Origin of the sequence: Nakamurella sp., from assembly GCF_044224575.1 — a bacterium.
In the GTDB taxonomy this organism is placed as follows: Bacteria; Actinomycetota; Actinomycetes; order Mycobacteriales; family Nakamurellaceae; genus Nakamurella.
This window is the reverse complement of sequence record NZ_JBGAKE010000005.1, coordinates 184,044-206,663: the sequence shown is the minus strand read 5'-3', so window position 1 is coordinate 206,663 and position 22,620 is coordinate 184,044. Positions and strand designations below refer to the sequence as shown.

Sequence of the window (22,620 nt, the reverse complement as noted above, 5' to 3'; positions counted from 1 at the left end):
GGGGAATACCGGCGCGGCCCGGACAACCGATACCCCTCGGCAGCTCGAGGATCAAGCCAGCGAAGCGACCGTGCCGTGTGGTCCGACCGAGGCGAATCGGGTCGGTCCGGTGATCGGCGCGAGGGCGATCGAGGCCGGGACGCCCGGCGTCCGTACGGGGATCGCGGACAGCAGGATGCTGGCTCCGCGGACCGCGGCCGGCCGTCGGCCAACACCGGGCGGGCTCCGTACCAGGACCGAGGACCCCGGGGTGACCGCCCGCAGGATCGTCGGCCGTACCAGGACCGTGCGTCGCAGGATCGTCGGCCGAATCAGGATCGGAGTCCCCGGGAGGATCGGGGTTCGCAGGATCGTCGGCCGTACCAGGACCGGGGTCCCAGGAGGGGATCGCGGTTCGCAGGATCGTCAGCCAGCAGGATCGGGGTCCCCGGGAGGACCGCGGTTCGCAGGATCGTCGGCCAACACCAGGCCAGAGGTCCCAGGACCGACCAGGACCGCCTGGATCGTCGGCCGTACCAGGACCGGGGTCCCCAGGGATCGCGGTTCGCAGGATCGTCGGCCGTACCAGGATCGGGGTCCACGGGACGACTCGCAAGATCGCAGGATCGTCGGCCGTACCAGGATCGGGGTCCCCGGGAGGATCGCGGTTCGCAGGATCGTCGGCCGTACCAGGACCGGGGTCCCCGGGAGGATCGGGGTTCGCAGGATCGTCGGCCGTACCAGGACCGGGGTCCCCGGGAGGATCGCGGTTCGCAGGATCGTCGGCCGTACCAGGACCGTGGGCCGCAGGATCGTCGGCCATACCAGGATCGGGGACCGCGGGAAGACCGCAGTACTCAGGATCGTCGGCCGTACCAGGATCGGGGTCCCCGGGAGGATCGTGGTTCGCAGGATCGTCGGCCGTACCAGGACCGGGGTCCCCGGGAGGATCGCGGTTCGCAGGACCGTCGGCCGTACCAGGACCGCGGACCGGCACGGGACCGTTCGCAGGATCGTCGTCCGGACGGCCAGGACTCGCGCCCCCCGCGCGACCATTCGGATCGACGGTCGGGCCCGGGTGCGAACCGCACCGATCACCGCGGTGGCCGGCCGGACGAACGACGACGCCCCCAGGACCGGTCGGAGCAATCGTCGTCCGGTCCACGGGGCGCCAACGGCCACGGCACCGACTTCGGCGCCAACCTCGGCGCCGGACTGTTCGCCGAGGACTCAACGCCGGACACTGCGGTCCCGCACGCCGCGGACCCCGTCGGCGGTGCATCGAGCCCGGCCGACGATCGCCACGATCGCGATGACAGGACCACCCGAGCCGACGTGCACCGGCCGGACCGGGAGCCTCGCGCCGCTTGGTCGAATCGCGAGCCCAGGGACACCTGGTCGAACCGGGCCGAACCGGCTCGCGTTCCGGAGACCGGCTCTCGACGCCGGGCCGAGGACATCGGCGAGACCTGGCCCGAGCTGCCCGACTGGGCGACCCCTGATGCCCTGGACGCCGATGCCCGTCGTGACCTCCGGGGCCTGAGCAAGGAGAACGCGGCGTGGGTCGCTGCGCATCTCGTCGCGGCCGGCACCTTCGCCGACGAGGACCCGGAGACCGCGTGGTCGCATGCCCGCGCGGCGCGGGCGCGCGGGGGGCGCATTGCCGTCGTCCGCGAGACGGTCGGCCTGGTCGCCTATCGCGCCGGCGAGTGGGCGGAGGCGATCGGGGAGCTGCGGGCCGCCCGCCGGATGGGCGGGGGCCCGGGTCACCTGGCCGTCCTCGCCGACTGCGAGCGCGCGCTGGGCCATCCGGAAAAGGCCATCGAACTGGCCCGGTCGCAGCAGGCCGGCGAGTTGGATGACGACGGTCAGATCGAACTGGCCACCGTCGTCGCCGGGGCCCGTGCCGACCTCGGCCAGATCGATGCCGGCCTGGCCCATCTCGAGCAGTTCGACGTCGAGCAGCGCAGCCGGCACCCGCGCCTGGCCTACGCGTACGCCGACCTGCTCGATCGGGCCGGTCGGCAGCCCGAGGCGCTCACGTGGTTCATCCGGGCCGCGAACGCCGACACCGATGAGGACACCGACGCCCTGGAGCGAGTCGAGTCGCTGGCCGCCACCGTCGAGGCGGATGCGGTCGACGAGCCCGGCGGGGCCCCGGACACCTCGGCCGACCGGCCAGTGGCTGCCCGGCCGGCGGATGCCGAAGATGCCGATCCCGACGCGTCCATCGACAATGACCTGACGCACGACGACGGCGCCACGAACGACGGCGCCACGAACGACGGCGCCACGAACGACGGCGCCGCGAATGACGACGCCACGCACGACGACGTGACCGACGACGTGACCGACGACGATCCTTCGGACGGCGGGAAGGCCGCCGGCGAGCGTACCGACGCCGGATCCGAGGAACCGGCCGTCGACCTGTCCCAGGTGCTGTTCTCCGACGATCCGCAGGCGGGAGACCGATGACCACGTTGGCGCAGGCCCACGACGCGCTGCTGCTCGACCTCGACGGCACGGTCTACCTGGGCGGTCAGCCCATCGACCATGTCGCCCCGGCCCTGGCCCGGGCGGCCGTGCTCGGGGCCCGGTCTATCTTCGTCACCAACAACGCGTCCCGGCCGCCGGCCGAGGTCGCCGCGGCCCTGAAGTCGATGGGCGTCGCCGCCGAACCCGACGACGTGCTGACCTCCCCGCAGGCCGCGGCGGCGATGCTCGCCGACCGGCACCCGGCCGGCGCCAAGGTGCTGGTGATCGGCGCGCCGTGGCTGGAGGAGTCCGTCCGGCAGGTCGGGCTCGCACCCGTCCGGTTGGCCGAGGAGGATCCGGTCGCCGTCGTCCAGGGGCATTCACCCGACACCGGCTGGCGCGACCTCGCCGAGGGGTGCATCGCCCTGCGGGCCGGCGCGGACTGGGTGGCGTGCAACAACGACACCACCCTGCCGACGGATCGCGGCATGCTGCCCGGCAACGGCTCCATGGTGGCCGCACTGGTGGCGGCCACGGGCCTGCACCCGCGGGTGGCCGGCAAGCCGGAACGCCCGTTGCTGGATGCGGCGGTCCGGCAGGTGGGCAGCAGCCGGCCGCTGGTCGTGGGCGATCGTCTGGACACCGACATCGCCTGCGCGGTCGGCGCGGGCACGCCCAGCCTGATGGTGCTGACCGGTGTCTCCACGGCCACCGATCTACTGGCCGCCGATCCGGACCACCGGCCGACGTACGTCGCGTTCGACATGCGGGGCCTGGTCGAGGAGGACCGGGCGGTGCGCATTCCCGGGTCGTCGGCGGCCCGGACCACCCGCGAGTGGTCGGTCAGCAGCGACACGTCGAGCCTGGTGCTGACCGCCCAGGACGGCGGGGACGGCGCGGTGTCCGACGCGGCCGCCCTCCGCGCGCTGGCCCTGCTCACCGCCGCGGCCTGGGGGTCGGGCCTCACCGCCGTCCGCCCGCACGACGCGGTCGCCGCCGCCGCGCTGACCCGCTGCGGCATCCCGGTCCGGCCGACGCACTCCGGCCAACGCATGTTCTCCGAGTCGATGGACTGAATCCCGGCCCCTGCGACGTAGGTTGGACCCGACCAGACTCCGACTTTGCCGGGAGGACACGACGGTGGAGAACGCCCAGTCGACGGCGCACACCGATGCGCAGGTGGGCGCCCTGCTCGAGCGGGCCGAGGCCGACCTCGCCGAGCTGGACCGGCTGTCCACCCACGATCAGGTGGCCGGCTACGGGCGCATCCACGACGCCCTGGTCCAGGCCCTGGCCCGGACCGCGGACTCGACCGGCCCCACTGATGGTCGCCCGATGCCCGGTCGCCCGATGCCGGGCCGCCCGGTGCCCGGCCGCCCGGGTGCGTAGGAGCCGGCTGGACGCCGAACTGGTGCGCCGCGGTCACGCCCGCTCGCGGACCGAGGCGGCGGAACTGATCTCGGCCGGTCGGGTGCTGGTCGCCGGTCAGGTGGCCAGCAAACCGGCCACCGCGGTCGATCCGGCCGCTGCCCTGCTCGTCCGCGACGCGGACGACGATCCGCGCTGGGCCTCCCGCGGCGCGCACAAGCTGATCGGCGCGCTCGATGCCTTCGACGTGCCGGTCGCGGGTCGCCGCTGCCTGGACGCTGGCGCGTCCACGGGCGGCTTCACCGACGTGCTGCTGCGCCGGGGGGCGCGCCAGGTCGTCGCCGTCGACGTCGGGTACGGGCAGCTCGTCTGGTCGCTGCAGAGCGACGAACGCGTGCAGGTGCACGATCGGACCAATGTCCGGTTCCTCACCCCGGACGTGATCGGCGGGCCGGTCGATCTCGTCGTCGCCGACCTTTCCTTCATCTCGTTGACCCTGGTGCTGCCCAGTCTGGTGGCCTGTGCGCGGCCCGACGCCGACCTGTTACCGATGGTCAAGCCCCAGTTCGAGGTCGGTCGCGATCGGCTGGGGGCGGGCGGCGTCGTGCGGGAGAAATCGCTGCGGGCGGATGCGGTGGCGACGGTGGCCCAGGCGGCTGGTCTACTGGGGTGGGGCGTGGCCGGCGTGGTCGCCTCGCCCTTGCCCGGGCCCAGCGGCAACGTGGAGTTCTTCGTGCACCTGCGACGTGATGCGGCGGTCGACGAACCGCGTGCACTGATCGACGCGGCCGTCGAGGCGGGGCCGGCATGACCGCGGAGGTCCATCGACGGATGCTGCTGGTCGCCCACACCGGCCGGTCGGACGTGGACATCACGGCCCGCAAGGTGGCCGCCACGCTGGCCGACGCGGGCATCGACCTGCTCGCCTCCGAAGGGGAGCGCCGTGAACTGGGCCTCAACCCGTTCGAGCCGGCCGACGAGACCCCGGGCGCGGACGGCCGATCCATTGAGATGGTGCTGGCCATCGGCGGCGACGGCACCCTGCTCCGCGCGGCCGAGCAGGCCCGGCCGCTCTCCGCTCCGATCCTGGGCATCAACCTCGGGCGCGTCGGCTTCCTGACCGAGGTCGACCTCGACGACCTGGACGAGGCGTTGCAGGCCATCGTCGACCAGCGCTATCGGGTGTCGTCCCGGATGACGGTGCAGGTACGGGTCGAACACGACGGCGAGTTCATCGCCGGAGGCTGGGCGCTGAACGAGATCAGCGTGGAAAAGGGCAGCCGGGAGCGGATTCTCGATGTCGTCGTGGAGGTCGACGGGCACGGTGTGTCGGCCTACGGGTGCGACGGCGTGCTGTGCGCGACGCCGACCGGATCGACCGCGTACACCTTCTCCGCGGGCGGTCCGGTGCTGTGGCCGGGGGTCGACGCACTGCTGATCGCGCCGTCCAACGCGCACGCCCTCTTCGCGCGCTCACTGGTGGTCTCGCCCGAATCGACCGTCACCGTCCATATCGACCCGGGCGGGCCGACGGCCATTCTGGTCTGCGACGGCCGGCGTGCGCACGAGATCCCCCCAGGCTCGCGCGTGCACGTGTGCAAGGGTGAGCGGCCGGTGATGCTCGTCCGGCTCAACCAGCAGACCTTCACCGACCGCCTGGTGCGCAAGTTCAAGCTCCCCGTCCACGGGTGGCGCGACCAGCGACATTAAGATTTGATCAAGAAGAACTGAGCAAGCCTTCCGGACAGGCGTTCGAATCCGCTATCGTCGAACATATGTTGCAAGAGCTGCGCATCGTGGACCTCGGGGTGATCGACGAGGCCGTCATCGAGCCGCACCCGGGCCTCACCGTGGTCACCGGGGAAACTGGCGCCGGCAAGACGATGGTGGTCACCGCGCTGGGGCTCATCTGTGGCGGACGAGGGCAGGCCGGCAAGGTGCGGGCCGGGTGTCAACGGGCCGCCGTCGAGGTCCGCTGCGCACCCCGCGGCGACGGGCCGTCCGGTTCCGCCGGGCACGAGCCCGGCGCGCGGGAGCAGACGCTCGCCGCCCTGGTCGAGACCGCCGGCGGCCGGTTCGACGAGGACGGAACACTGATCGTCGCCCGGACCCTCGGCGCCGACGGCCGATCGCGGGCGCACGTCGGCGGCCGGAGCGTCCCGCTGAGCGTTCTGACCGAGGTCGCCGAACCGTTGGTCGCCGTGCACGGCCAGTCCGAGGCGATCACCTTGCTGCGCCCGGGCCCGCAGCGCGCGGTGCTCGACCGGTTCGCCGGCCTCACCGCTGACGTCGGCGCCTATCGCCATCTGCGGTCCCGCTGGCAACGATTGGCCACGGAACTGGCCGACGCCCGCCTCCGGGCGCGGGAGCGGGCCCAGCGGGAGCAGCTGCTGCGGATGGGGTTGGCCGAGATCGAGGCCGTCGATCCGCAGCCCGGCGAGGATCGGGCGCTGATCGACGAGGTGCGCCGGCTGCAGAATTTGGACGGCCTACGCGCCGCGGCGGCGGGCGCCCAGGACGCACTGCGGGGCGCGGACGAGTCCGCGCCGGCGTCGGGGGCGGCCGCACTGGCCCACGGCGCTCAGCAGCTCCTGGATGGGTCCGGCGATCCCCGACTTGTCGACCTGGCCGGCCAGCTCCGGCAGTCGGCGGTGGTGATGGCGGACGTCGCGGCCGAGTTGTCCGGATATCTGGCCGCGTTGGACGTCGATCCCGGACGGCTGACCGGGTTGCTGGAGCGGCAGGCCGCGCTCCGCGCGCTCACCCGCCGCTACGGCGAGGATGTCGATGCCGTGCGGGACTGGGCGCGATCCGCGGTGCAGGAGCTCACCGAGCTGGACTGCTCCGAGGATCGGCTGACGCAGCGGCAGCGTGAGCTCGACGAGCTCCGGGGCGAGGTCGGCCGGTCGGCGGCCCGGCTGTCCGTCGCGCGGTCGTCCGCCGCGGACCGGTTGGGCCGGTCGGTCACCGCCGAGCTCGCGTCCTTGGCCATGGCCCGAGCCACCGTGCGGGTTCGGGTGATCCAGCGGACGACCGTCCGGGACGAGGCCCAGTCGGTGCCGATCGACCACGGCTGGGGGTTGGCCGGTCCCGATGGGGTGGATCAGGTGGAATTCGTGATGGTCGCCCATCCGGGGGCGCCGGAACTGCCGATCGCCAAGGGGGCGTCCGGTGGTGAGCTGTCTCGGGTGATGCTGGCGCTCGAGGTGGTCCTGGCCGACGCCGACCCGGTGTCGACCATGGTCTTCGACGAGGTGGACGCCGGCGTCGGTGGCCGAGCCGCGACCGAGATCGGCGCCCGGCTCGCGGCCCTGGCGCGCAGCCATCAGGTCATCGTCGTCACGCACCTGGCGCAGGTGGCCGCGCACGCGGACCGGCATTACGTCGTGGATGCCGACTCCTCCGGCCGGATCGGCACATCGAACGTGCGCCTGGTGACCGGGCGTGACCGGGAGCGAGAGCTCGCCCGGATGCTCGGCGGGACCAACGGGAGCACCGCGCGGGCCCACGCGCGCGAACTGCTGGCCGCGGCCCGCCGGCCGGAGGTGACGCCGCTGCGTCGGGCCGGCTGAGGCGCGGACCAGCGGGGAGACTGCGCTGCCCGGGCCGGCTCGGCCGGCCGGGTTTCGGCAAAGTCCGGACGCGACACGACCGGTTTGCTACCGCCCGATCACCCGCTCGGCTGACACGATCGGACTATGAAACTCCTGTCACGTCAGTCACGCGCGTTGCCGGGCGTCACCGGTGTGGCGCGGGTCTCCCGGCGCAGCGACGCGTTGCTCGACCGCGTAGGCCACAAGGACATCGTGGTGATCGACCAGGTCGACCTCGACCGGGCCACCGCCGACGCGTTGGTCAAGGCCGGGGTCACGGGCGTGGTCAACGCATCGGAGTCCATCTCCGGCCGCTTCCCCAACCTGGGCCCGGAGATCCTCGTCGCCTCGGGTGTCCTGCTGGTCGACGGCGTCGGCGACACGATCTTCGGCAAGGTGAAGGACGGATCGAAGATCCGGATCGACGGCGGCTCGGTCTTCCTGGGCGAGGAATCGATCGGGCAGGGCACCGAGCAGACGACCGAGTCCATCGCCGACCTGATGATCGAAGCCAAGACGGGCATGTCCGCCCAGCTCGAGGCGTTCGCCGCCAATGCCATCGAGTACATGAAGCGGGAACGCACCCTGCTGCTCGACGGCGTCGGCATCCCCGAAACGAGCACCGAACTCGACGGTCGGCAGGTGTTGCTGGTCGCCGCCTCCGCCGACACCCGCAAGCAGCTCAAGGCGCTCAAGAAGTACATCGCTGATTTCCGGCCCGTGCTCGTCGGTGTCGACGGGGGCGCCGACGCGTTGCGGGCCGCGGGCCACAAACCGGAGCTGATCATCGGCAACCCGGAACACATCGATTCCGAGACCTTGCGCTGTGGCGCCGAGGTGGTGATCCCGGCCCACACCGACGGGCACGCACCCGGGCTCGAACGGTTGCAGGACCTCGGCGTCGGCGCGGTCACCTTCCCGGCCACCGGCACGTCCGAGGATCTCGCGCTGCTGCTGGCCGACGGCCGGGGGGCGTCGATGATCGTCACCGTCGGCCTGCACACCACCCTGGTCGACCTGCTGGACAAGGGCCGGGGATCGACGGCCGCATCGACCTTCCTGGTGCGGATGCGGGTGGCCAACAAGGTGGTCGAATCGCCGGTCGTCGCGTCGCTGTACAAGGCGCGCGTCTCCTGGTGGGTGGTGATGCTGCTGGTCCTCGCGGCCGCGGCGGCCATCGTCACCGCGCTGATGGTGGCCGACGTCGGTGGGGTCTACGCGGATCTGATCCGGCAATGGTGGAACCAACTGGTCGAGTGGGTCAGGGGACTGTTCGCATGATCTCGATGCGGTACCACATCGTCTCGCTGGCGGCGATCTTCCTCGCGCTGGCCCTCGGCATCGTGCTCGGCGCCACCAAGCTGTCGTCGCCGCTGCTCAACGATCTGCGCAGCGACAACGCCGACCTCAACAACCAGCAGAGCGAGCTGTCGACGAGCAACGACCAGCTCAACCAGCGGATCGGCGCGGACGAGAAATTCGCCGGATCGGTGGGCGCGCTCACCGTCCGCGGCACCCTGCCCAACACCAACGTGGTGCTGGTGACCACCGCATCCGCGGACCCCAACGACCGGGACGCCGTGCTGTCGCTGCTCAGCCGGGCCGGCGCCACGGTGACCGGGCAGATTCAGTTGACCAACGACTTCAGCGATCCGTTGCGGGCCGACCAGCTCCGGCAGGTCGCCGCCACCACGCTGCCGACCGGCGCCACCCTGCCCGAGGTCCCGCAGGCCGGCGCGGTGGCCGGTGGGCTGCTCTCCTCGGTGCTGCTGGCCCCGGCCGGGGGAGCGCCGGTGGCCAGCGCCGAACAGGGCGCCGCGGTGCTGGCGGCCCTGCAGTCGGCCGGGTTCGTCACCGTCACCGGAACCCCGGTCGCGGGGCAGTCGGTCGTCGTGCTGACCGGCGCCGAGGCGACCGGTGGGTCGGAGGCCGACAAGGCCGGCGCGGTCGCGTACTTCTCGAACCAGCTGGCGCAGACCGCAACCGGCGTGGTGGTCGCGGGCCGCTCCGGGTCCGAGGGGCCGACCGGCACCGTCGGCGTCATCCGAGGCGATACCGCGCTGTCCGGCACCGTCAGCACGGTCGACAACGTCGACTCGGACACCGGGCGGGTCGCCACGGTGCTCGCCCTGGTTGAGCAGAACGGCGGCGGGCAGGGCCAGTACGGCTTCGGCGCCAACGCGTCCGCGCAGGTGCCGACCCTCGCGGTTGGCTGAGCCCGACAACTGAGCCTGACAAGCAAGAGATCCCCGTCGATCGCGCCGCCCGGCGCGACCGGCGGGGATCTCGTCGTTCCGCAAGGGCACCGACCGGGGCGCCCCCGGATCCCCGTCTTCCCCGTCCCGCGCGGATCAACGACGCAGGCGCGGATGAACCAACCCCGAATGTGACGGGTGGGACGGGAGTCGTTGACTTCATCCGTGCGGGAATCCCCACTGACCGGTGGACAGTCGCGCGGATCAACCGGCCCCGAATGTGACGGGTGGGGCTGGAGAGTGCGATTTGATCCGCGCCGGCGTCGTTGATCCGCGCGTCAGGGCGGCGAGGGGTGGGGTGGGCGCCGGTCGTCGCTGCGTGGGGTGGCGGGTTCCACCGGATCGGGGCGCGCCGGCGAGGCGGCTCCGCCGGGGTGTGGATGTTAGGGTGAAATTCCGTGGAGGGGTCCCGTCAGGAACCCGGCCAGCCGATCGGTGATGCCACCGAACCGGCCGCAGCAGACACGGGAGCCGACTTGGCGCCATCGCCGCGAATCACCAAACACATCTTCGTCACCGGTGGTGTCGCGTCTTCCCTGGGTAAGGGCCTGACGGCCTCCAGCCTCGGACGATTGCTCACTTCACGCGGCCTGCGGGTCACCATGCAGAAGCTGGACCCGTACATCAACGTCGACCCGGGCACGATGAACCCGTTCCAGCACGGCGAGGTGTTCGTCACCGAGGACGGCGCCGAGACCGACCTGGACATCGGGCACTACGAACGGTTCCTGGACCGGAACCTGTCCGCCGACGCCAACGTGACCACCGGCAAGGTCTACTCGCGGGTGATCGCCCGGGAGCGCCGCGGGGAGTACCTGGGCGACACCGTGCAGGTGATCCCGCACATCACCAACGAGCTGAAGGAACGCATCCGGGCGATGGCCGAACCGGATCCGGACGACCCGTCCGGGCGATCCGTTCCCGACGTCGTCATCACCGAGATCGGCGGCACGGTCGGCGACATCGAGTCGCTGCCGTTCCTGGAGGCGGCCCGCCAGGTGCGCCACGACCTGGGCCGCGAGCACGTCTTCTTCCTGCACGTGTCGCTGGTGCCCTACCTGGCGCCGTCCGGGGAGCTCAAGACCAAGCCGACCCAGCACTCGGTGGCCGCGCTGCGCAACATCGGCATCCAGCCCGACGCGCTCATCTGCCGCTCCGACCGGGACATCCCGGAGAACCTCAAGCGCAAGATCTCGCTGATGTGCGACGTCGACGCCGAGGCGGTCATCTCCACCCCGGATGCCCCGAGCATCTACGACATTCCCAAGGTGCTGCACCGGGAGGGCCTGGACGCGTACGTGGTCCGCCGGCTCAACCTGAGCTTCCACGATGTGGACTGGACGACCTGGGGCGGGCTGCTGGAGCGGGTGCACCACCCGGCCGAGACCGTGCGGATCGCGGTGGTCGGCAAGTACATCGACCTGCCGGACGCCTACCTGTCGGTGACCGAGGCGCTGCGCGCCGGAGGCTTCGGCAACAACGCGCGGACCGAGATCGTCTGGGTCGCCTCGGACGACTGCATCACCCCGGCCGGGGCGGCGGCCGCGCTGGCCGACGTGCAGGGGGTGCTCATCCCCGGCGGGTTCGGCGTGCGGGGCATCGAGGGCAAGATCGGCGCGATCACCTACGCCCGCACCAACCGGATCCCGATGCTGGGTCTGTGCCTGGGCCTGCAGTGCATGGTCATCGAGGCGGCCCGCAACCTGGCCGGCCTGGGCGGGGCGAACTCCGCCGAGTTCGACGCGAACGCCGCCGACCCGGTCATCGCGACGATGGCCGACCAGCACGACGTCGTCGCCGGGGCCAAGGACATGGGCGGCACCATGCGCCTGGGTGCCTACCCGGCCCGGCTCGCTCCGGGGTCGCTGGTCGCCGAGATCTACGGCAGCACCTCGGTGTCCGAGCGGCACCGGCACCGCTACGAGGTCAACAACGCCTACCGCGACAAGCTGGAGGCGGCCGGCCTGCACCTGTCCGGCACCTCGCCGGACTCCTCGCTGGTCGAGTTCGTCGAGCTGGACCGCGAGCTGCACCCGTTCATGGTGGCCACCCAGGCGCATCCGGAGTTCAAGTCCCGGCCGACCCGCCCGCACCCGTTGTTCGCGGCGTTCGTCCGGGCCGCGTTGGACTACCTGGAGTCCGAACGCCTGCCGCTGCTGGACGGCACCGACGACGACGACGCGGCCGCCCCGCCGGTCCGGGAGCGGCCCGAGCTGGTCGCCGGATGACGTCCGGGTTGCACGACTTCGAGGTCGTGGGCAGCACGCCGATCTTCGCGGGCCGGGTCGTCACCCTGCGCGTGGACGACGTGCGGATGCCCGGCGGCGGCACCGCGAAACGGGAGATCGTCGGGCACGGCGGTGCGGTCTCCGTGGCCGCGGTGGACTCGTCCGATCCGGACACCGCGAACGTGCTGCTGATCGAGCAGTACCGGCCGGCGGTGGGCCGGCGGCTGTGGGAGATGCCGGCCGGTCTGCTCGATGTGCCCGGGGAGCCGGCGCAGCCGGCCGCCGCGCGCGAGCTGCTGGAGGAGACCGGGTACCGGGCGGACACCTGGTCGGTGCTGCTGGACGTGGCGACCTCGCCCGGGTTCTCCGAGGAGACCGTTCGCATCTACCTGGCCACCGATCTGGCCTTCGAGGGCCGGCCGGCGGGGAACGACGACGAGGAGGCCGAGCTCCGCGTCGTGTGGGTGCCCTTGCGGGTGGCGGTCCAGGCCGCGCTGGCCGGATCGATCGTGAACGTGATGGCGGTGGCCGGCCTGCTGGCCGCCGACGCGGTCCTGCGCGGGACGGTCCGGCAGGTCGACCGGCCGGATGCGCCGGCCGCGGTCGACGCGGCCTGGACGGTGCACCGCGGCCCGGGGGCACCGAGCGCGCCGCCACTGGACGGCGCGCGGGAGCTGTGAGGCCGGTGGGTGTTCCGCGACCCGGGGGTGTGGGGGGCGGATCGGAGAGGCTGCGGAAGGTCGGCCGGGCTGGGGCCGGTGGATGTTCCGCGGCCCTCGGGCGCCGCCGGTGAACCCGCCGGTGGCCGCGCCGGAGCCGGTCCACGCGCCGCCGCCGCCGACCGCGATGGACACCACGAGCGCGCCGGAACCGTCCGCCGAATTGACCGCCGCGTTGCGGGGCTACCTCGACCACCTCGCGGTGGAGCGCGGCGTCGCCCGCAACACGTTGCTGTCCTACCGGCGGGACCTGCAGCGGTATCTGCTCTTCCTGGCCGCGGCGGACCGCACCCGGGTCACCGACGTCACCGCCGCCGACGTCTCGGACTTCCTGATCTGCCTGCGCACCGGCGCCGACGGCCGTCCGCCGCTGGCCGCCTCATCGGCCGCCCGGGCCGTCGTCGCCGCCCGCGGCTGGCACCGGTTCCTGCTCCGCGAAGGCACGGCTGACGCGGACCCGTCCCGGGACGTGCGACCGCCGACGCCGGCCCGCCGGCTGCCCAAGGCGCTGCCGGTCGAGTCGGTCACCCGGCTGCTGGACGCCGCCGGCTCCGCGGACCCGGCCGGACCGCGCGGGCTGCGGGACCGGGCGCTGCTGGAGTTGCTGTACGCCACCGGTGCCCGGATCAGTGAGGCCGTCGGTCTGGACGTCGACGACATCGACCTGGGCGGGGCGCCCGGGGCGGGCGACGTCGATCCGGTGGCCCACCCGATCACGTCGGTGGTCCGGTTGCACGGCAAGGGGTCCAAGCAGCGACTGGTGCCGGTCGGGTCCTATGCACTGCGGGCCCTGGCGGCGTATCTGGTCCGCGGCCGGCCGGCGCTGGCCGCCGGGTCCGCCGCCGCCCGCAACCGGGGCGCCCTGTTCCTGAACATCCGCGGCGGCCGGTTGTCCCGGCAGAGTGCCTGGCAGGTGCTGGCCGACGCCGCGCGTCGGGCCGGGCTGCCGGCCGCCGGAGTGTCGCCGCACACCCTGCGGCACTCGTTCGCGACGCACCTGCTGGAGGGCGGTGCCGACGTCCGCTCCGTCCAGGAGTTGCTCGGACACGCGTCGGTGACGACCACGCAGATCTACACCCTGGTCACGGTCGACGCGCTCCGGGAGGTCTACGCGACGTCACACCCACGCGCGCGCTGAGACCGGCCGGTCACGGTCGGTACGCACGGTTCTCCGACGTATCAATCAGGCGGCTCACCACTCCTTGGGTCATCGCAACGATGGGTGACCGTGGAGGGACAGCCGTGACCATGACCATGACCCGCCCCGACCCCGCCGGGGCCGGCGGGACCTGCCTGGCCTCGGACATGGTCCTGGTGCACAAGGTGTTTCGCCGTGAACTGCGGATGCTGCCGCCGCTGGTTGCGGCCGTCGAACCGGGGCACGTCGAGCGGGCCGCCCTCCTCGGCAAGCACTACCGCGAGCTGGCCACCGCGCTGCGCCACCATCACCGCGCCGAACGGGACCTGCTGTGGGGTCGGCTGGCGGAACGGACGCAGTTGGCACCGGCCCTCGAGGAGCGGATGCGGCAGGGGCACCGCCGGCACGACGACCTGCTCGGTGAACTCGACGGCATGCTGGACCTGTGGGTGACCGTCGCCGATCCCGACGTGCGTGATCTGCTGGTCGACATCCTGACCGAGCTGGCCGGGCACGTCATCGCCCATCTGGAGATGATCGAGACGCGGGTGCTGCCCGAGGTCGACCGCTATTTCACCCAGCGCGAGTGGCTGACGCTCGGGCTGCGCGCCGCCAGCTGGATCCCGCTGAACCGGATGGCCTGGATGCTCGGGGCCATGCTGGAGGACGCGACCGACGCCGAGCGCCGCAATCTGATGGGCAAGGTGCCGGCGCCGGCGCGGCTGCTCTACAAGATGGTCGGCCAGGAGCAGTACGCGCGCGAGATGCGGGAGCTGCGCGCGGCGGCCTGATCCCGGCGCCGCTGTTCATGATCGCTCATCTATTCGCTGACCTGCGGTAAGGCAGTACTACCTTCCTGGCGCGCGGACGTGTCGAGGGCTACCGTCAATCCTGCTCCGGGCAACGCCGACCCCGGGGCCGGGGCCGCGATGCCGTCAACGCCCGAACGCACCGCCCCCGTTCGAGCCGGCTCGGCCGTCGTCCTGGAGGGAACATGACCGCAGCGCTGGAAATGCCGCCGATCGTCGAATGCACGGTGGCCGGATGCTCCTACAACGACCACTCGAACTGCCACGCCATCGCGATCACCGTGGGCGGCAAGAACGGTGACGCCGAGTGCGCGACCTTCATCCCGCTGTCCGCGAAGGGCGGCCTGGCCAAGGTCACCGGACATGTCGGTGCCTGTCAGCGCGCCGAGTGCACGCACAACGAGTCCCTGGAATGCACGGCCGGCTCGGTCAAGATCGGCCCGGGCGCCGACCTCGCCGACTGCCTCACCTTCCAGGCCCGCTGACCCGAGCAGCACCGAAGCCCCTGCGGCGAGCAACGCGAAAGGCCGCGAACCCGAACGGGTTCGCGGCCTTTCGCGATGACGAGGCCGGTCAGGCCGGCTCGACCGCCGGCTTCTCCGGATGCTTGCCTTTCTTCGGCGCCTTCTCCTTCTTGGTCAGCACCGGTTCGTCGCCGAGGAACAGTTGCAGCCACTTGGCGTTCGGGTCGACGTCGATCATGATCGCCTTGACCAGCAGGCTGGCCGGGATGGCCAGGATCGCGCCGAGCGGGCCGAGCAGGAATGCCCACAGGATCAGCGACAGGAAGCTCATCGTGGTGGTCAGCCCGACCGCGTCACCGACGAACTTGGGCTGCAGCACCGACTGGATGACGAAGTTGAGCACGCAGTAGACGACGATCACCCAGATCATCAGGCTGGGTCCGCCGGTCAGCAGCCCCAGCAGGGCCGGCGGGATCAGGCCGATGATGAACCCGATGTTGGGAATGTAGTTGGTGACGAAGGCGAGCAGGGCCCACAGGCCGGCGGCCGGGATGCCCATGATCACCAGGGCGGCCCCGTCCAGCACGGCGACGATGCCGCCGAAGATGGTGGCCACGCCGAAGTACTTGCGAGTGCCCTGGGCGAAGCTGCCCAGGGCGTTGAGCGCCGGTTCCCGGCCCGGACGGTGCTTGACCATCCGTTCGCCGAACACCGAGCCGTCGACGGCCAGGAAGATCAGCAGCGTGATGATGAAGAACAGCGAGGTGAACACGCCCATCACACTGGACAGCAGCGAGGCGATGGAGGACAGGATCGAGCTCTTGTCGAGCCCGGACAGCGTGCTCTGGATCTGCTCCTGGGTGACCCCCATGCCGGCCAGCCAGCTCTTCAGGCCGGACAGCTCGCTCTGCAGCTGATCGGCGTACTGCGGGATCAGCCCGATGAACTGCGCGACGCCGACCGCGGCGGCGATGACCAGGCCGAAGATGATCGCGTACACCCCGATCACCACCACCAGGGTCGCCAGCCAGCGGGGCGCGCCGCGGCGGATCATCATGCCGCGCAGCGGGTCGACGGTGATGGTCAGCACCAGGGCCAGGAAGATCGGACCGATCAGGTTCGGGACGGAGTGGATCCCGGCGGCGATGACGACGACCGAGGCCAGGATCAGCGTGATGATCAGGCCGCGCGGCAGCCCGTACGCCGTCACCGTGTGCGGGGTGAGTTGGTCGACCTCGGGCGCGGCCGGCTGGGGTGCCGGGGCGGGGTCGCTGTCGGGCGCTGTGGCCATCACGATTCCGTTCTCTTCGAGCACGGCGGCGCGTCGTGCCCACGGAGCACCCAGGGTGAATGCAAAGGGGCACGGCGAGCGCTGCCGGGACACTACTGACCGTGCCGGATGGCCGGTTTCGCCGACATCATCCCGGACGGATGAAGTGCGTGCCGCCTGCGCACCGTTGAATGTGATCGGATCTCAATGATTTCGATACGAGGGTTCGGGCGAGCAGCGCGGCGGCCCGCCGATGCGGAGGGGCACACATGAGCGGCGCAACGACGTCGACGGTCCGGGTCGAACGTGGGGCCGGGTCCGTGTGGCACACGATCGACCACGGACCGCAGAAGCGGGTGTGGCGCGCGCTGTCGATCACGCTGCTGGTGATCGGGTGCGTGCTGACGCCGGTCGCGGTCACCGCGAAGTGGGCCAGCACGATGGTCAGCGACCAGGACGCGTACCTGGCGGCGGTGGAGCCGTTGGCCACCGACCCGGCGATCGTGTCGGCCCTGGAGAACCGGGTCTCCAGTGCGATCGACGAGCAGATCACCAACCTGCAGCTGGCCGACAAGATCGGCGACGAGCTGCAGTCGCTCGGCCTGCCGCCCAAGCTGGCCACGCTGGCCACCGGCTACCTGGCGACCTTCCGGTCGGACATCACCAACGCCATCCACAACATGGTCGACGAGCTGGTGACCAGCCCGAAGTTCGCCGAGCTGTGGAACGCCGCGAACGCCAAGGCGCACGAGACCTTCGTCACCGCCATGCAGGGTGGTTACGACCAGGACCTGCAGAAGCTGCACTCGATCAACCTGGACCTGACCCAGGGCGTGGCCGCCGTCAAGACCAAGCTGGCCTCGGCCGGGGTGTCCTGGGCCAACCAGATCCCGGACGTCCCGGTGGTGTTCAACCTGACCGGGCAGGCCGACCTGGCGCAGATCGCCCAGTACTACAACCTGATCAACACCCTGGGCAGCTGGCTGCCCTGGATCGTCGCCCTGCTGTTGCTGGTCTCGATCCTGATCGCGCCCAGCCGGCTGTCCGGGCTGGCCCGAGCCGGGTTCTGGGTGCTCATCTCGCTCCTGGTGCTGGTCATCGGGCTCGCCGTGGGCAAGTCCTGGCTGGTCTCGCAGGCGCCACTGCAGCCGCAGGTCACCCAGGCGTTCACCCAGCAGCTGCTCGTCGGCATGCGGGACGAGATCCGGGCGTTGGCGCTGGTCGCGGCGATCGTCGCGGTCGCGGCCTGGCTGTTCGGGCGCTCCCGCAGTGCCCGGGCGCTGCGCCGGCAGACCCGGGAGACCGCCGGCCTGGTGCGGGACGCCCGCTGGTACCTGTGGGTGCGGCTGGGGTCCGGCGTGGTGGCCGCCGGCCTGGTGATCTGGCTGCTGTCCATGGACGATCCGCGGCTGCTGACCGCGGTGCTGCTGGTGCTGATCGCCGGACTGTTCGTGGTGGTCGCGGCCAGCCCCGGAGCCGGTGGGCCCGAGGACGACGTCGATGCGGAGGGCGGCCCGGCGGACGGCTCGTCCGGTGCCGCCGGGGCCGGTCAACCGACCACGCCGTTGCCGGTGGGGGCCGCCCTGGGCGGGTCGACCGGCAACGTGGCGGACCGACCGACCGACACTTCTGTCACACCAGTCACACCCGTTTCAGAATCGCCCCAGAAGCCGTCCTGAACCGCCGGCTCGCCGGGCGGGTCGCGTAGGTTCGGCCGTCGCGCCCGCCTAGCCTGAAGCGCGGATCGTCGGGATGACGCAAGGGGAGTGGCCTGGCATGAGCGAGCGACAGCGAGCGAATTATCGAAGCTGCGGCCGGCGCGCCGGGAGGGGCGTGCAGCCTGCGAGCGCCCCGAGCGGGGTGAGGGCATGACCGACTCGGATGACGCGGTGTGGATGGCAGCCGGAGGTGCCAGGGTCGAAGGGTCCCTGGCCACGGCCGCCCGCTACGAGACGCCGATGTTGCCGGGCACCGAGCAGGTGACGCCGGCGGTCCACGCGGTGCCGGACGCGCCGGCGGACCAGTCGCCGGCCGGACCGGACCAGAACCCGGCCGCACTGGCGCCGCCCACCGCACCCGGGCCGGTGTCGCCTGCGGCGGACCCCGCACCGCCCGCCGCCGACGTCGCGCCCCGACCGATCGACAACAGCGTCGCCGGATCGCTGTCGCCGTCGTTGCGGGCGACGCGCGGACGGGACCCGGAGCCGGCGCCGCTGGCCTCGCACGGCCCGGCGACCGTGCTGGCGATGTGCAATCAGAAGGGTGGGGTCGGCAAGACCACCTCGACGATCAACCTGGGTGCCGCGCTGGCCGGCTACGGCCGGCGGGTGCTGCTGGTCGATCTCGACCCGCAGGGGGCGCTGTCCGCCGGGCTGGGCATCGCCTCGCATGAGCTGGACCACACGATCTACAACCTGATGCTCGAGCCGTCGACCCAGCTGACCGACGTGCTGGTGCCGACCGGGATCGAGGGCGTCGATCTGATTCCGGCGAACATCGACCTGTCCGCCGGCGAGGTGCAGCTGATCAACGAGGTCGGCCGCGAGCACACCCTGACCCGCGCCCTCAAGCCGTTGCTGCACGCCTACGACTACATCCTGATCGACTGCCAGCCCTCGCTCGGCCTGCTCACCATCAACGCGTTGACCTGCGCCCAGGGCGTCATCATCCCGCTGGCCGCCGAGTGGTTCTCGCTGCGCGGTGTACACCTGCTGGTCGACACCATCGAGAAGGTGCAGGCGCGGATCAACCCGGACCTGGCGGTGGCCGGGGTGCTGGTCACCATGTACGACGGGCGGACCGTGCATTCCCGTGAGGTCGTCGGCATGCTCGACCAGCGGTTCGGCGACACCGTCTACGACACGATCATCTCCCGCACCGTGAAGTTCCCGGAGACCACGGTCGCCGGCGAGCCGATCACGTCGTACGCGCCGACCCACCCGGCGGCCCAGGCATACCGGGCGTTGGCCCGTGAAGTGATCGCTCGGTGACCGTGACCCCCCGCGACCGGCAACTGCCGGGGTCGTCGGTGGGCGAGCCGGGGGACGATCAGGGTGGTGGTCGGCGGTCCTTTCACGTCCGTCTGGACAATTTCGACGGCCCGTTCGATCTGCTGTTGCAGTTGATCAACCAGCACCGGATGGACGTGACCGAGGTGGCCCTGCATCGGGTCACCGACGACTTCCTGGCCCATGTCCGGGGCATGGGCGACGACTGGGACCTGGATCAGGTCACCGAATTCCTGGTGATCGCGGCCACCCTGCTGGACATGAAGGCCGCCCGGCTGCTGCCGCAGCCGGCCGACGATTCGCTCAACCCGGACGAACCGCTGCAGGCCAAGGACCTGCTGTTCGCCCGGCTGCTGGCGTACCGGGCGTACCAGCAGGTGGCCGCGCTGTTCGCGGAGCTCGAGGCCGGGGCGCTGCGCCGCTACCCGCGGGCGGTGGCCCTCGAGGAGCGCTACCTCGGCCTGTTGCCGGAGGTGACGATCGGGCTGACCCCGGAGGCGTTCGCCGATCTGGCCGCGAACGTATTCGCGCCCAAACCGGAGCCGACGGTGAACGTCGACCACATCCACGCGCCCCGGGTGTCGGTGGTCGAGCACACCGGGATGCTGCGGGAGATGCTGGCGGCGCGCGGCGCGCTGACGTTCGGCGAACTGGTCGCCGACTGCACGGCGACCCTCCAGGTGGTGGCCCGGTTCCTGGGTTTGCTGCAGTTGTACCGGGAGTCGGCGGTGGCCTTCGATCAACCTCAGCCGTTGGGCGAGTTGACCGTACGGTGGATGGCACCGGAGGCTGGCGGGGACGCCGGCGCGACCGGCGGAAGCAGGGATGCAGACGTGGTGGAAGAGGAATACGAGTGAGCGGCGAAGTGCAGACCCCGGTCGCCGACGGCGGGCCGCCGGTGGACGCCCCGGTGGTCGAGTCCGGTGGGACCGATCCTGCGGTGGTCGACGCTGAGGCGGTCGACGCTGCGGCGGTCGACGCTGTGGTGATCGGGGCTGTGGTGGTCGACGCTGAGGTGGTCGACGCTGAGGTGGTCGAGACTGAGGTACTAGACGCCGAGGTGGTCGAGACTGAGCTGGTCGTGCCGGACATGACCCAGGCGGTCACCGGCGAGGCCGTCGCCGAGACGCCCGATGAGGTCGAGCCGACCGGCGCTGCGGGGGATCCGGCGCCGGCGCCGGGGGCCCAGGCGCGACCGGGGCCGGCCGAGCCGGTCGACCAGGTGCCCGAACACGACCTGGCCGGCGCGATCGAGGCGGTGCTGCTGGTCGCCGACACCCCGCTCCCCGAGGCGCAGATCGCCGCCGCGGTCGGGCACACCCCGGGCCACGTCCGGACGCTGCTGGCCGAGCTGGCCGACAACTACACCGCGGCGAACTCGGGCATCGAGCTACGGGAGTTCGGCGGCGGCTGGCGGTTCTACACCCGCGACCGGTTCGCCCCGGTGGTGGAGCGGTTCGTCCTCGACGGGGCGCAGAGCCGGCTGTCCAAAGCCGCACTGGAGACCCTCGCGGTCGTTGCCTACCGGCAGCCGGTCACCCGGGCCCGGATCGCCGCGGTGCGCGGTGTCAACGTCGACGGCGTCATCCGCACCCTGATGTCCCGCGGGCTGATCCAGGACTGCGGCATCGACGCCGACACCGGCGGCACGCTCTACCGCTCGACCGACCTGTTCCTGGACCGGATGGGGTTGGACGATCTGGCCGAGTTGCCGTCGCTGGGGCCGATGCTGCCCGATATCGGGGAGTTGGACGATGTCTGAGCCCGGCGCCGACGAGGGCGTTCGTCTGCAGAAGGTGCTCGCCTCGGCGGGCGTCGCCTCCCGCCGCAAGGCCGAGGAGCTGATCCGGGACGGCCGGGTCAAGGTCGACGGCATCGTGGTGCGGGAGATGGGTACCCGGATCGACCCGGACAAGGCCGTCGTGCACGTCGACGGCACCCGGATCACCACCCGCGCGGACCTGGTGTACCTGGCGTTGAACAAGGAACGCGGCGTGCTGTCGACGATGTCCGACGACCAGGGGCGACCGCACGTCGGGCAGATGCTGGAGGACCGTTCGGAGCGGTTGTTCCACGTCGGCCGGCTGGACATGGAATCCGAGGGTCTGCTGCTGCTGACCAACGACGGCGACCTGGCGCACCGGCTCACCCACCCGTCGTACGGGGTGGCCAAGACCTACGTGGCCGAGGTGCCCGGGCCGATCCCGAAGGACCTGGGGCGTCGGCTGCGCGCCGGCGTCGAGCTGGAGGACGGGCCGGCCAAGGTCGACTCGTTCGACGTGATGGACCTGCACGCCAACCGGGCCGTGGTCGAGGTCGTCATCCACGAGGGCCGCAAGCACATCGTGCGGCGGCTGCTGGAGGCGGTGGACCGGCCGGTGTCGCGGCTCGTCCGCACCCAGATCGGGCCGATCCAGCTGGGCCATCAACGGCCCGGCACGCTGCGCAAGCTCAACCCGGTCGAGGTCGGGCAGCTGTACAAGGCGGTCGGGCTGTGAACAGGGCGGGTGGGTGGGCTCGGGACAGCCGAGCGAACCAGAGTGATGGTCGATGGGTCGGCCGAGCCGGAATGGCCGAGCTTGCGAGGCATTCCGGGAGGGCGGGCCAGTGACCGGTGGTTTCGTCATCGCCATCGACGGGCCGGCAGGGACCGGCAAGTCGACGGTGGCGCGCCGGGTGGCGCAGGCGCTGGACGCCGGCTACCTGGACACCGGTGCGATGTACCGGATCGTCACCCTCGCCGTCCTGAAGGCCGCCGTCGACCCCACCGACGACGCCGCCGTCGCCGCGCTGCTGCCCCAACTTGATTTCGACAGCCCGACGAACGCGGGCCCGCAACGTCACTCGCTGGCCGGAACGGAGGTCGGCACCGACATCCGCGGGCCGGCCGTGACGCTCGCCGTCACCCCGGTGTCGGCCAATCCCGCGGTGCGGGCCTGGCTGCTCGACCGGCAGCGGCTGCTGGCCCGGTCCGGGCGGATGGTGGTGGAGGGCCGGGACATCGGCACGGTGGTGGTTCCGGACGCCGATCTGAAGGTCTACCTGACCGCCGACGCCGAGGAACGCGCCCGGCGCCGGCACCGGCAGAACGCGGCGCTGGTCGGCGGCCCGGCCGGGGACGCCGGCGCCGATCTGGCGGCCGTCGTCACCGACCTGCACCGCCGGGACACCAAGGACGCCAGCCGCACGCACGCTCCGCTGCAGGCCGCCGCGGACGCGGTGGTCGTCGATTCGTCGGAGTTGGCTGTGGAGGAGACGGTGGCCCGGGTGCTGGCGTTGGCCGCCGAGCGCGGGATTCGGTGAGCAGGGGGCCG

Annotated in this window: 20 protein-coding genes; 19 read left to right on the top strand and 1 reads right to left on the bottom strand. The window is 71.8% G+C overall.

From position 1 onward, the window contains the following. Window positions 1–1,314: 1,314 nt before the first annotated feature. The 13 genes from ACILSK_RS08040 (at window position 1,315) to ACILSK_RS07980 (ending at window position 15,049) form a co-directional block, all read left to right on the top strand. Window positions 1,315–2,454: a hypothetical protein gene (locus ACILSK_RS08040; RefSeq protein ID WP_395726622.1), complete on the top strand. Its 1,140-nt coding sequence runs from the start codon at window positions 1,315–1,317 to the stop codon at window positions 2,452–2,454. Further along, complete coding sequence (locus tag ACILSK_RS08035; RefSeq protein ID WP_395726621.1) at window positions 2,451–3,530, top strand: HAD-IIA family hydrolase; 1,080 nt, start codon at window positions 2,451–2,453, stop codon at window positions 3,528–3,530. Before ACILSK_RS08040 ends, ACILSK_RS08035 begins: the two co-directional genes overlap by 4 nt. Before the next feature lie 64 nt (window positions 3,531–3,594). After that, window positions 3,595–3,843, top strand: coding sequence for a hypothetical protein (locus ACILSK_RS08030; protein WP_395726620.1), 249 nt, complete (start codon window positions 3,595–3,597; stop codon window positions 3,841–3,843). Then, window positions 3,836–4,633, top strand: coding sequence for a TlyA family RNA methyltransferase (locus ACILSK_RS08025; protein WP_395726619.1), 798 nt, complete (start codon window positions 3,836–3,838; stop codon window positions 4,631–4,633). Before ACILSK_RS08030 ends, ACILSK_RS08025 begins: the two co-directional genes overlap by 8 nt. Next, window positions 4,630–5,532: an NAD kinase gene (locus ACILSK_RS08020; protein ID WP_395726618.1), complete on the top strand. Its 903-nt coding sequence runs from the start codon at window positions 4,630–4,632 to the stop codon at window positions 5,530–5,532. The genes ACILSK_RS08025 and ACILSK_RS08020 overlap by 4 nt, the downstream gene beginning before the upstream one ends. 65 nt (window positions 5,533–5,597) lie before the next feature. Continuing rightward, window positions 5,598–7,394, top strand: coding sequence for a DNA repair protein RecN (gene recN, locus ACILSK_RS08015; protein WP_395726617.1), 1,797 nt, complete (start codon window positions 5,598–5,600; stop codon window positions 7,392–7,394). A gap of 126 nt (window positions 7,395–7,520) precedes the next feature. Next, complete coding sequence (steA, locus tag ACILSK_RS08010; protein WP_395726616.1) at window positions 7,521–8,696, top strand: putative cytokinetic ring protein SteA; 1,176 nt, start codon at window positions 7,521–7,523, stop codon at window positions 8,694–8,696. After that, complete coding sequence (locus ACILSK_RS08005) at window positions 8,693–9,631, top strand: copper transporter (RefSeq protein WP_395726615.1); 939 nt, start codon at window positions 8,693–8,695, stop codon at window positions 9,629–9,631. Before steA ends, ACILSK_RS08005 begins: the two co-directional genes overlap by 4 nt. 515 nt (window positions 9,632–10,146) lie before the next feature. Beyond that, window positions 10,147–11,898, top strand: coding sequence for a CTP synthase (locus tag ACILSK_RS08000; RefSeq protein ID WP_395726614.1), 1,752 nt, complete (start codon window positions 10,147–10,149; stop codon window positions 11,896–11,898). Next, a complete protein-coding gene (locus ACILSK_RS07995) occupies window positions 11,895–12,578 on the top strand; it encodes an NUDIX domain-containing protein (protein WP_395726613.1) in 684 nt (227 codons plus the stop codon). The genes ACILSK_RS08000 and ACILSK_RS07995 overlap by 4 nt, the downstream gene beginning before the upstream one ends. A gap of 166 nt (window positions 12,579–12,744) precedes the next feature. After that, complete coding sequence (locus ACILSK_RS07990) at window positions 12,745–13,755, top strand: site-specific tyrosine recombinase XerD (protein WP_395726684.1); 1,011 nt, start codon at window positions 12,745–12,747, stop codon at window positions 13,753–13,755. Window positions 13,756–13,865: 110 nt separating this feature from the next. After that, a complete protein-coding gene (locus ACILSK_RS07985; protein ID WP_395726683.1) occupies window positions 13,866–14,546 on the top strand; it encodes a hemerythrin domain-containing protein in 681 nt (226 codons plus the stop codon). A 203-nt stretch (window positions 14,547–14,749) separates the two neighbouring features. Next, window positions 14,750–15,049, top strand: coding sequence for a DUF1540 domain-containing protein (locus ACILSK_RS07980; protein ID WP_395726612.1), 300 nt, complete (start codon window positions 14,750–14,752; stop codon window positions 15,047–15,049). 88 nt (window positions 15,050–15,137) lie between these two features. On the opposite strand, the gene ACILSK_RS07975 is transcribed toward ACILSK_RS07980, so the two are convergent. Beyond that, a complete protein-coding gene (locus ACILSK_RS07975; protein WP_395726611.1) occupies window positions 15,138–16,319 on the bottom strand; it encodes an AI-2E family transporter in 1,182 nt (393 codons plus the stop codon). 248 nt (window positions 16,320–16,567) lie between these two features. Here ACILSK_RS07975 and ACILSK_RS07970 point away from each other — a divergent pair, with 248 nt between their 5' ends. The 6 genes from ACILSK_RS07970 to cmk all read left to right on the top strand — a co-directional run bounded on the left by ACILSK_RS07970 (window position 16,568) and on the right by cmk (window position 22,609). Continuing rightward, entirely contained in the window at window positions 16,568–17,977 is a 1,410-nt protein-coding gene (locus ACILSK_RS07970) for a hypothetical protein (protein ID WP_395726610.1), read from the top strand. A 189-nt stretch (window positions 17,978–18,166) separates the two neighbouring features. Continuing rightward, on the top strand, window positions 18,167–19,288 hold the full coding sequence (locus ACILSK_RS07965; protein ID WP_395726609.1) for a ParA family protein: 1,122 nt from the start codon (window positions 18,167–18,169) through the stop codon (window positions 19,286–19,288). Next, window positions 19,285–20,163 carry a segregation and condensation protein A gene (locus ACILSK_RS07960; RefSeq protein WP_395726608.1) on the top strand — a complete coding sequence of 293 codons (879 nt, stop codon included), beginning with the start codon at window positions 19,285–19,287 and terminating at the stop codon, window positions 20,161–20,163. The genes ACILSK_RS07965 and ACILSK_RS07960 overlap by 4 nt, the downstream gene beginning before the upstream one ends. Beyond that, window positions 20,160–21,068, top strand: a complete 909-nt coding sequence (gene scpB, locus ACILSK_RS07955) for an SMC-Scp complex subunit ScpB (RefSeq protein ID WP_395726607.1) — start codon at window positions 20,160–20,162, stop codon at window positions 21,066–21,068. The genes ACILSK_RS07960 and scpB overlap by 4 nt, the downstream gene beginning before the upstream one ends. Continuing rightward, window positions 21,061–21,804: a pseudouridine synthase gene (locus ACILSK_RS07950; RefSeq protein ID WP_395726606.1), complete on the top strand. Its 744-nt coding sequence runs from the start codon at window positions 21,061–21,063 to the stop codon at window positions 21,802–21,804. Before scpB ends, ACILSK_RS07950 begins: the two co-directional genes overlap by 8 nt. A 109-nt stretch (window positions 21,805–21,913) precedes the next feature. Continuing rightward, window positions 21,914–22,609 (top strand): (d)CMP kinase, encoded by a 696-nt coding sequence (gene cmk, locus ACILSK_RS07945; protein ID WP_395726605.1) that lies wholly within the window; start codon window positions 21,914–21,916, stop codon window positions 22,607–22,609. The last annotated feature ends 11 nt before the right edge of the window (window positions 22,610–22,620 follow it).

What these genes read in the sequence shown, in the direction of transcription:
- ACILSK_RS07965 (WP_395726609.1), top strand. Translation starts at nt 18,167, where the DNA reads ATGACCGACTCGGATGACGCGGTGTGGATGGCAGCCGGAGGTGCCAGG.
- ACILSK_RS07970 (WP_395726610.1), top strand. Translation starts at nt 16,568, where the DNA reads ATGAGCGGCGCAACGACGTCGACGGTCCGGGTCGAACGTGGGGCCGGG.
- ACILSK_RS08035 (WP_395726621.1), top strand. Translation starts at nt 2,451, where the DNA reads ATGACCACGTTGGCGCAGGCCCACGACGCGCTGCTGCTCGACCTCGAC.
- recN (WP_395726617.1), top strand. Translation starts at nt 5,598, where the DNA reads ATGTTGCAAGAGCTGCGCATCGTGGACCTCGGGGTGATCGACGAGGCC.
- ACILSK_RS07980 (WP_395726612.1), top strand. Translation starts at nt 14,750, where the DNA reads ATGACCGCAGCGCTGGAAATGCCGCCGATCGTCGAATGCACGGTGGCC.
- steA (WP_395726616.1), top strand. Translation starts at nt 7,521, where the DNA reads ATGAAACTCCTGTCACGTCAGTCACGCGCGTTGCCGGGCGTCACCGGT.
- ACILSK_RS07950 (WP_395726606.1), top strand. Translation starts at nt 21,061, where the DNA reads ATGTCTGAGCCCGGCGCCGACGAGGGCGTTCGTCTGCAGAAGGTGCTC.
- ACILSK_RS08005 (WP_395726615.1), top strand. Translation starts at nt 8,693, where the DNA reads ATGATCTCGATGCGGTACCACATCGTCTCGCTGGCGGCGATCTTCCTC.
- ACILSK_RS07975 (WP_395726611.1), bottom strand. Translation starts at nt 16,319, where the DNA reads ATGGCCACAGCGCCCGACAGCGACCCCGCCCCGGCACCCCAGCCGGCC.
- ACILSK_RS07985 (WP_395726683.1), top strand. Translation starts at nt 13,866, where the DNA reads ATGACCATGACCCGCCCCGACCCCGCCGGGGCCGGCGGGACCTGCCTG.
- ACILSK_RS08020 (WP_395726618.1), top strand. Translation starts at nt 4,630, where the DNA reads ATGACCGCGGAGGTCCATCGACGGATGCTGCTGGTCGCCCACACCGGC.
- ACILSK_RS07995 (WP_395726613.1), top strand. Translation starts at nt 11,895, where the DNA reads ATGACGTCCGGGTTGCACGACTTCGAGGTCGTGGGCAGCACGCCGATC.
- ACILSK_RS07990 (WP_395726684.1), top strand. Translation starts at nt 12,745, where the DNA reads ATGGACACCACGAGCGCGCCGGAACCGTCCGCCGAATTGACCGCCGCG.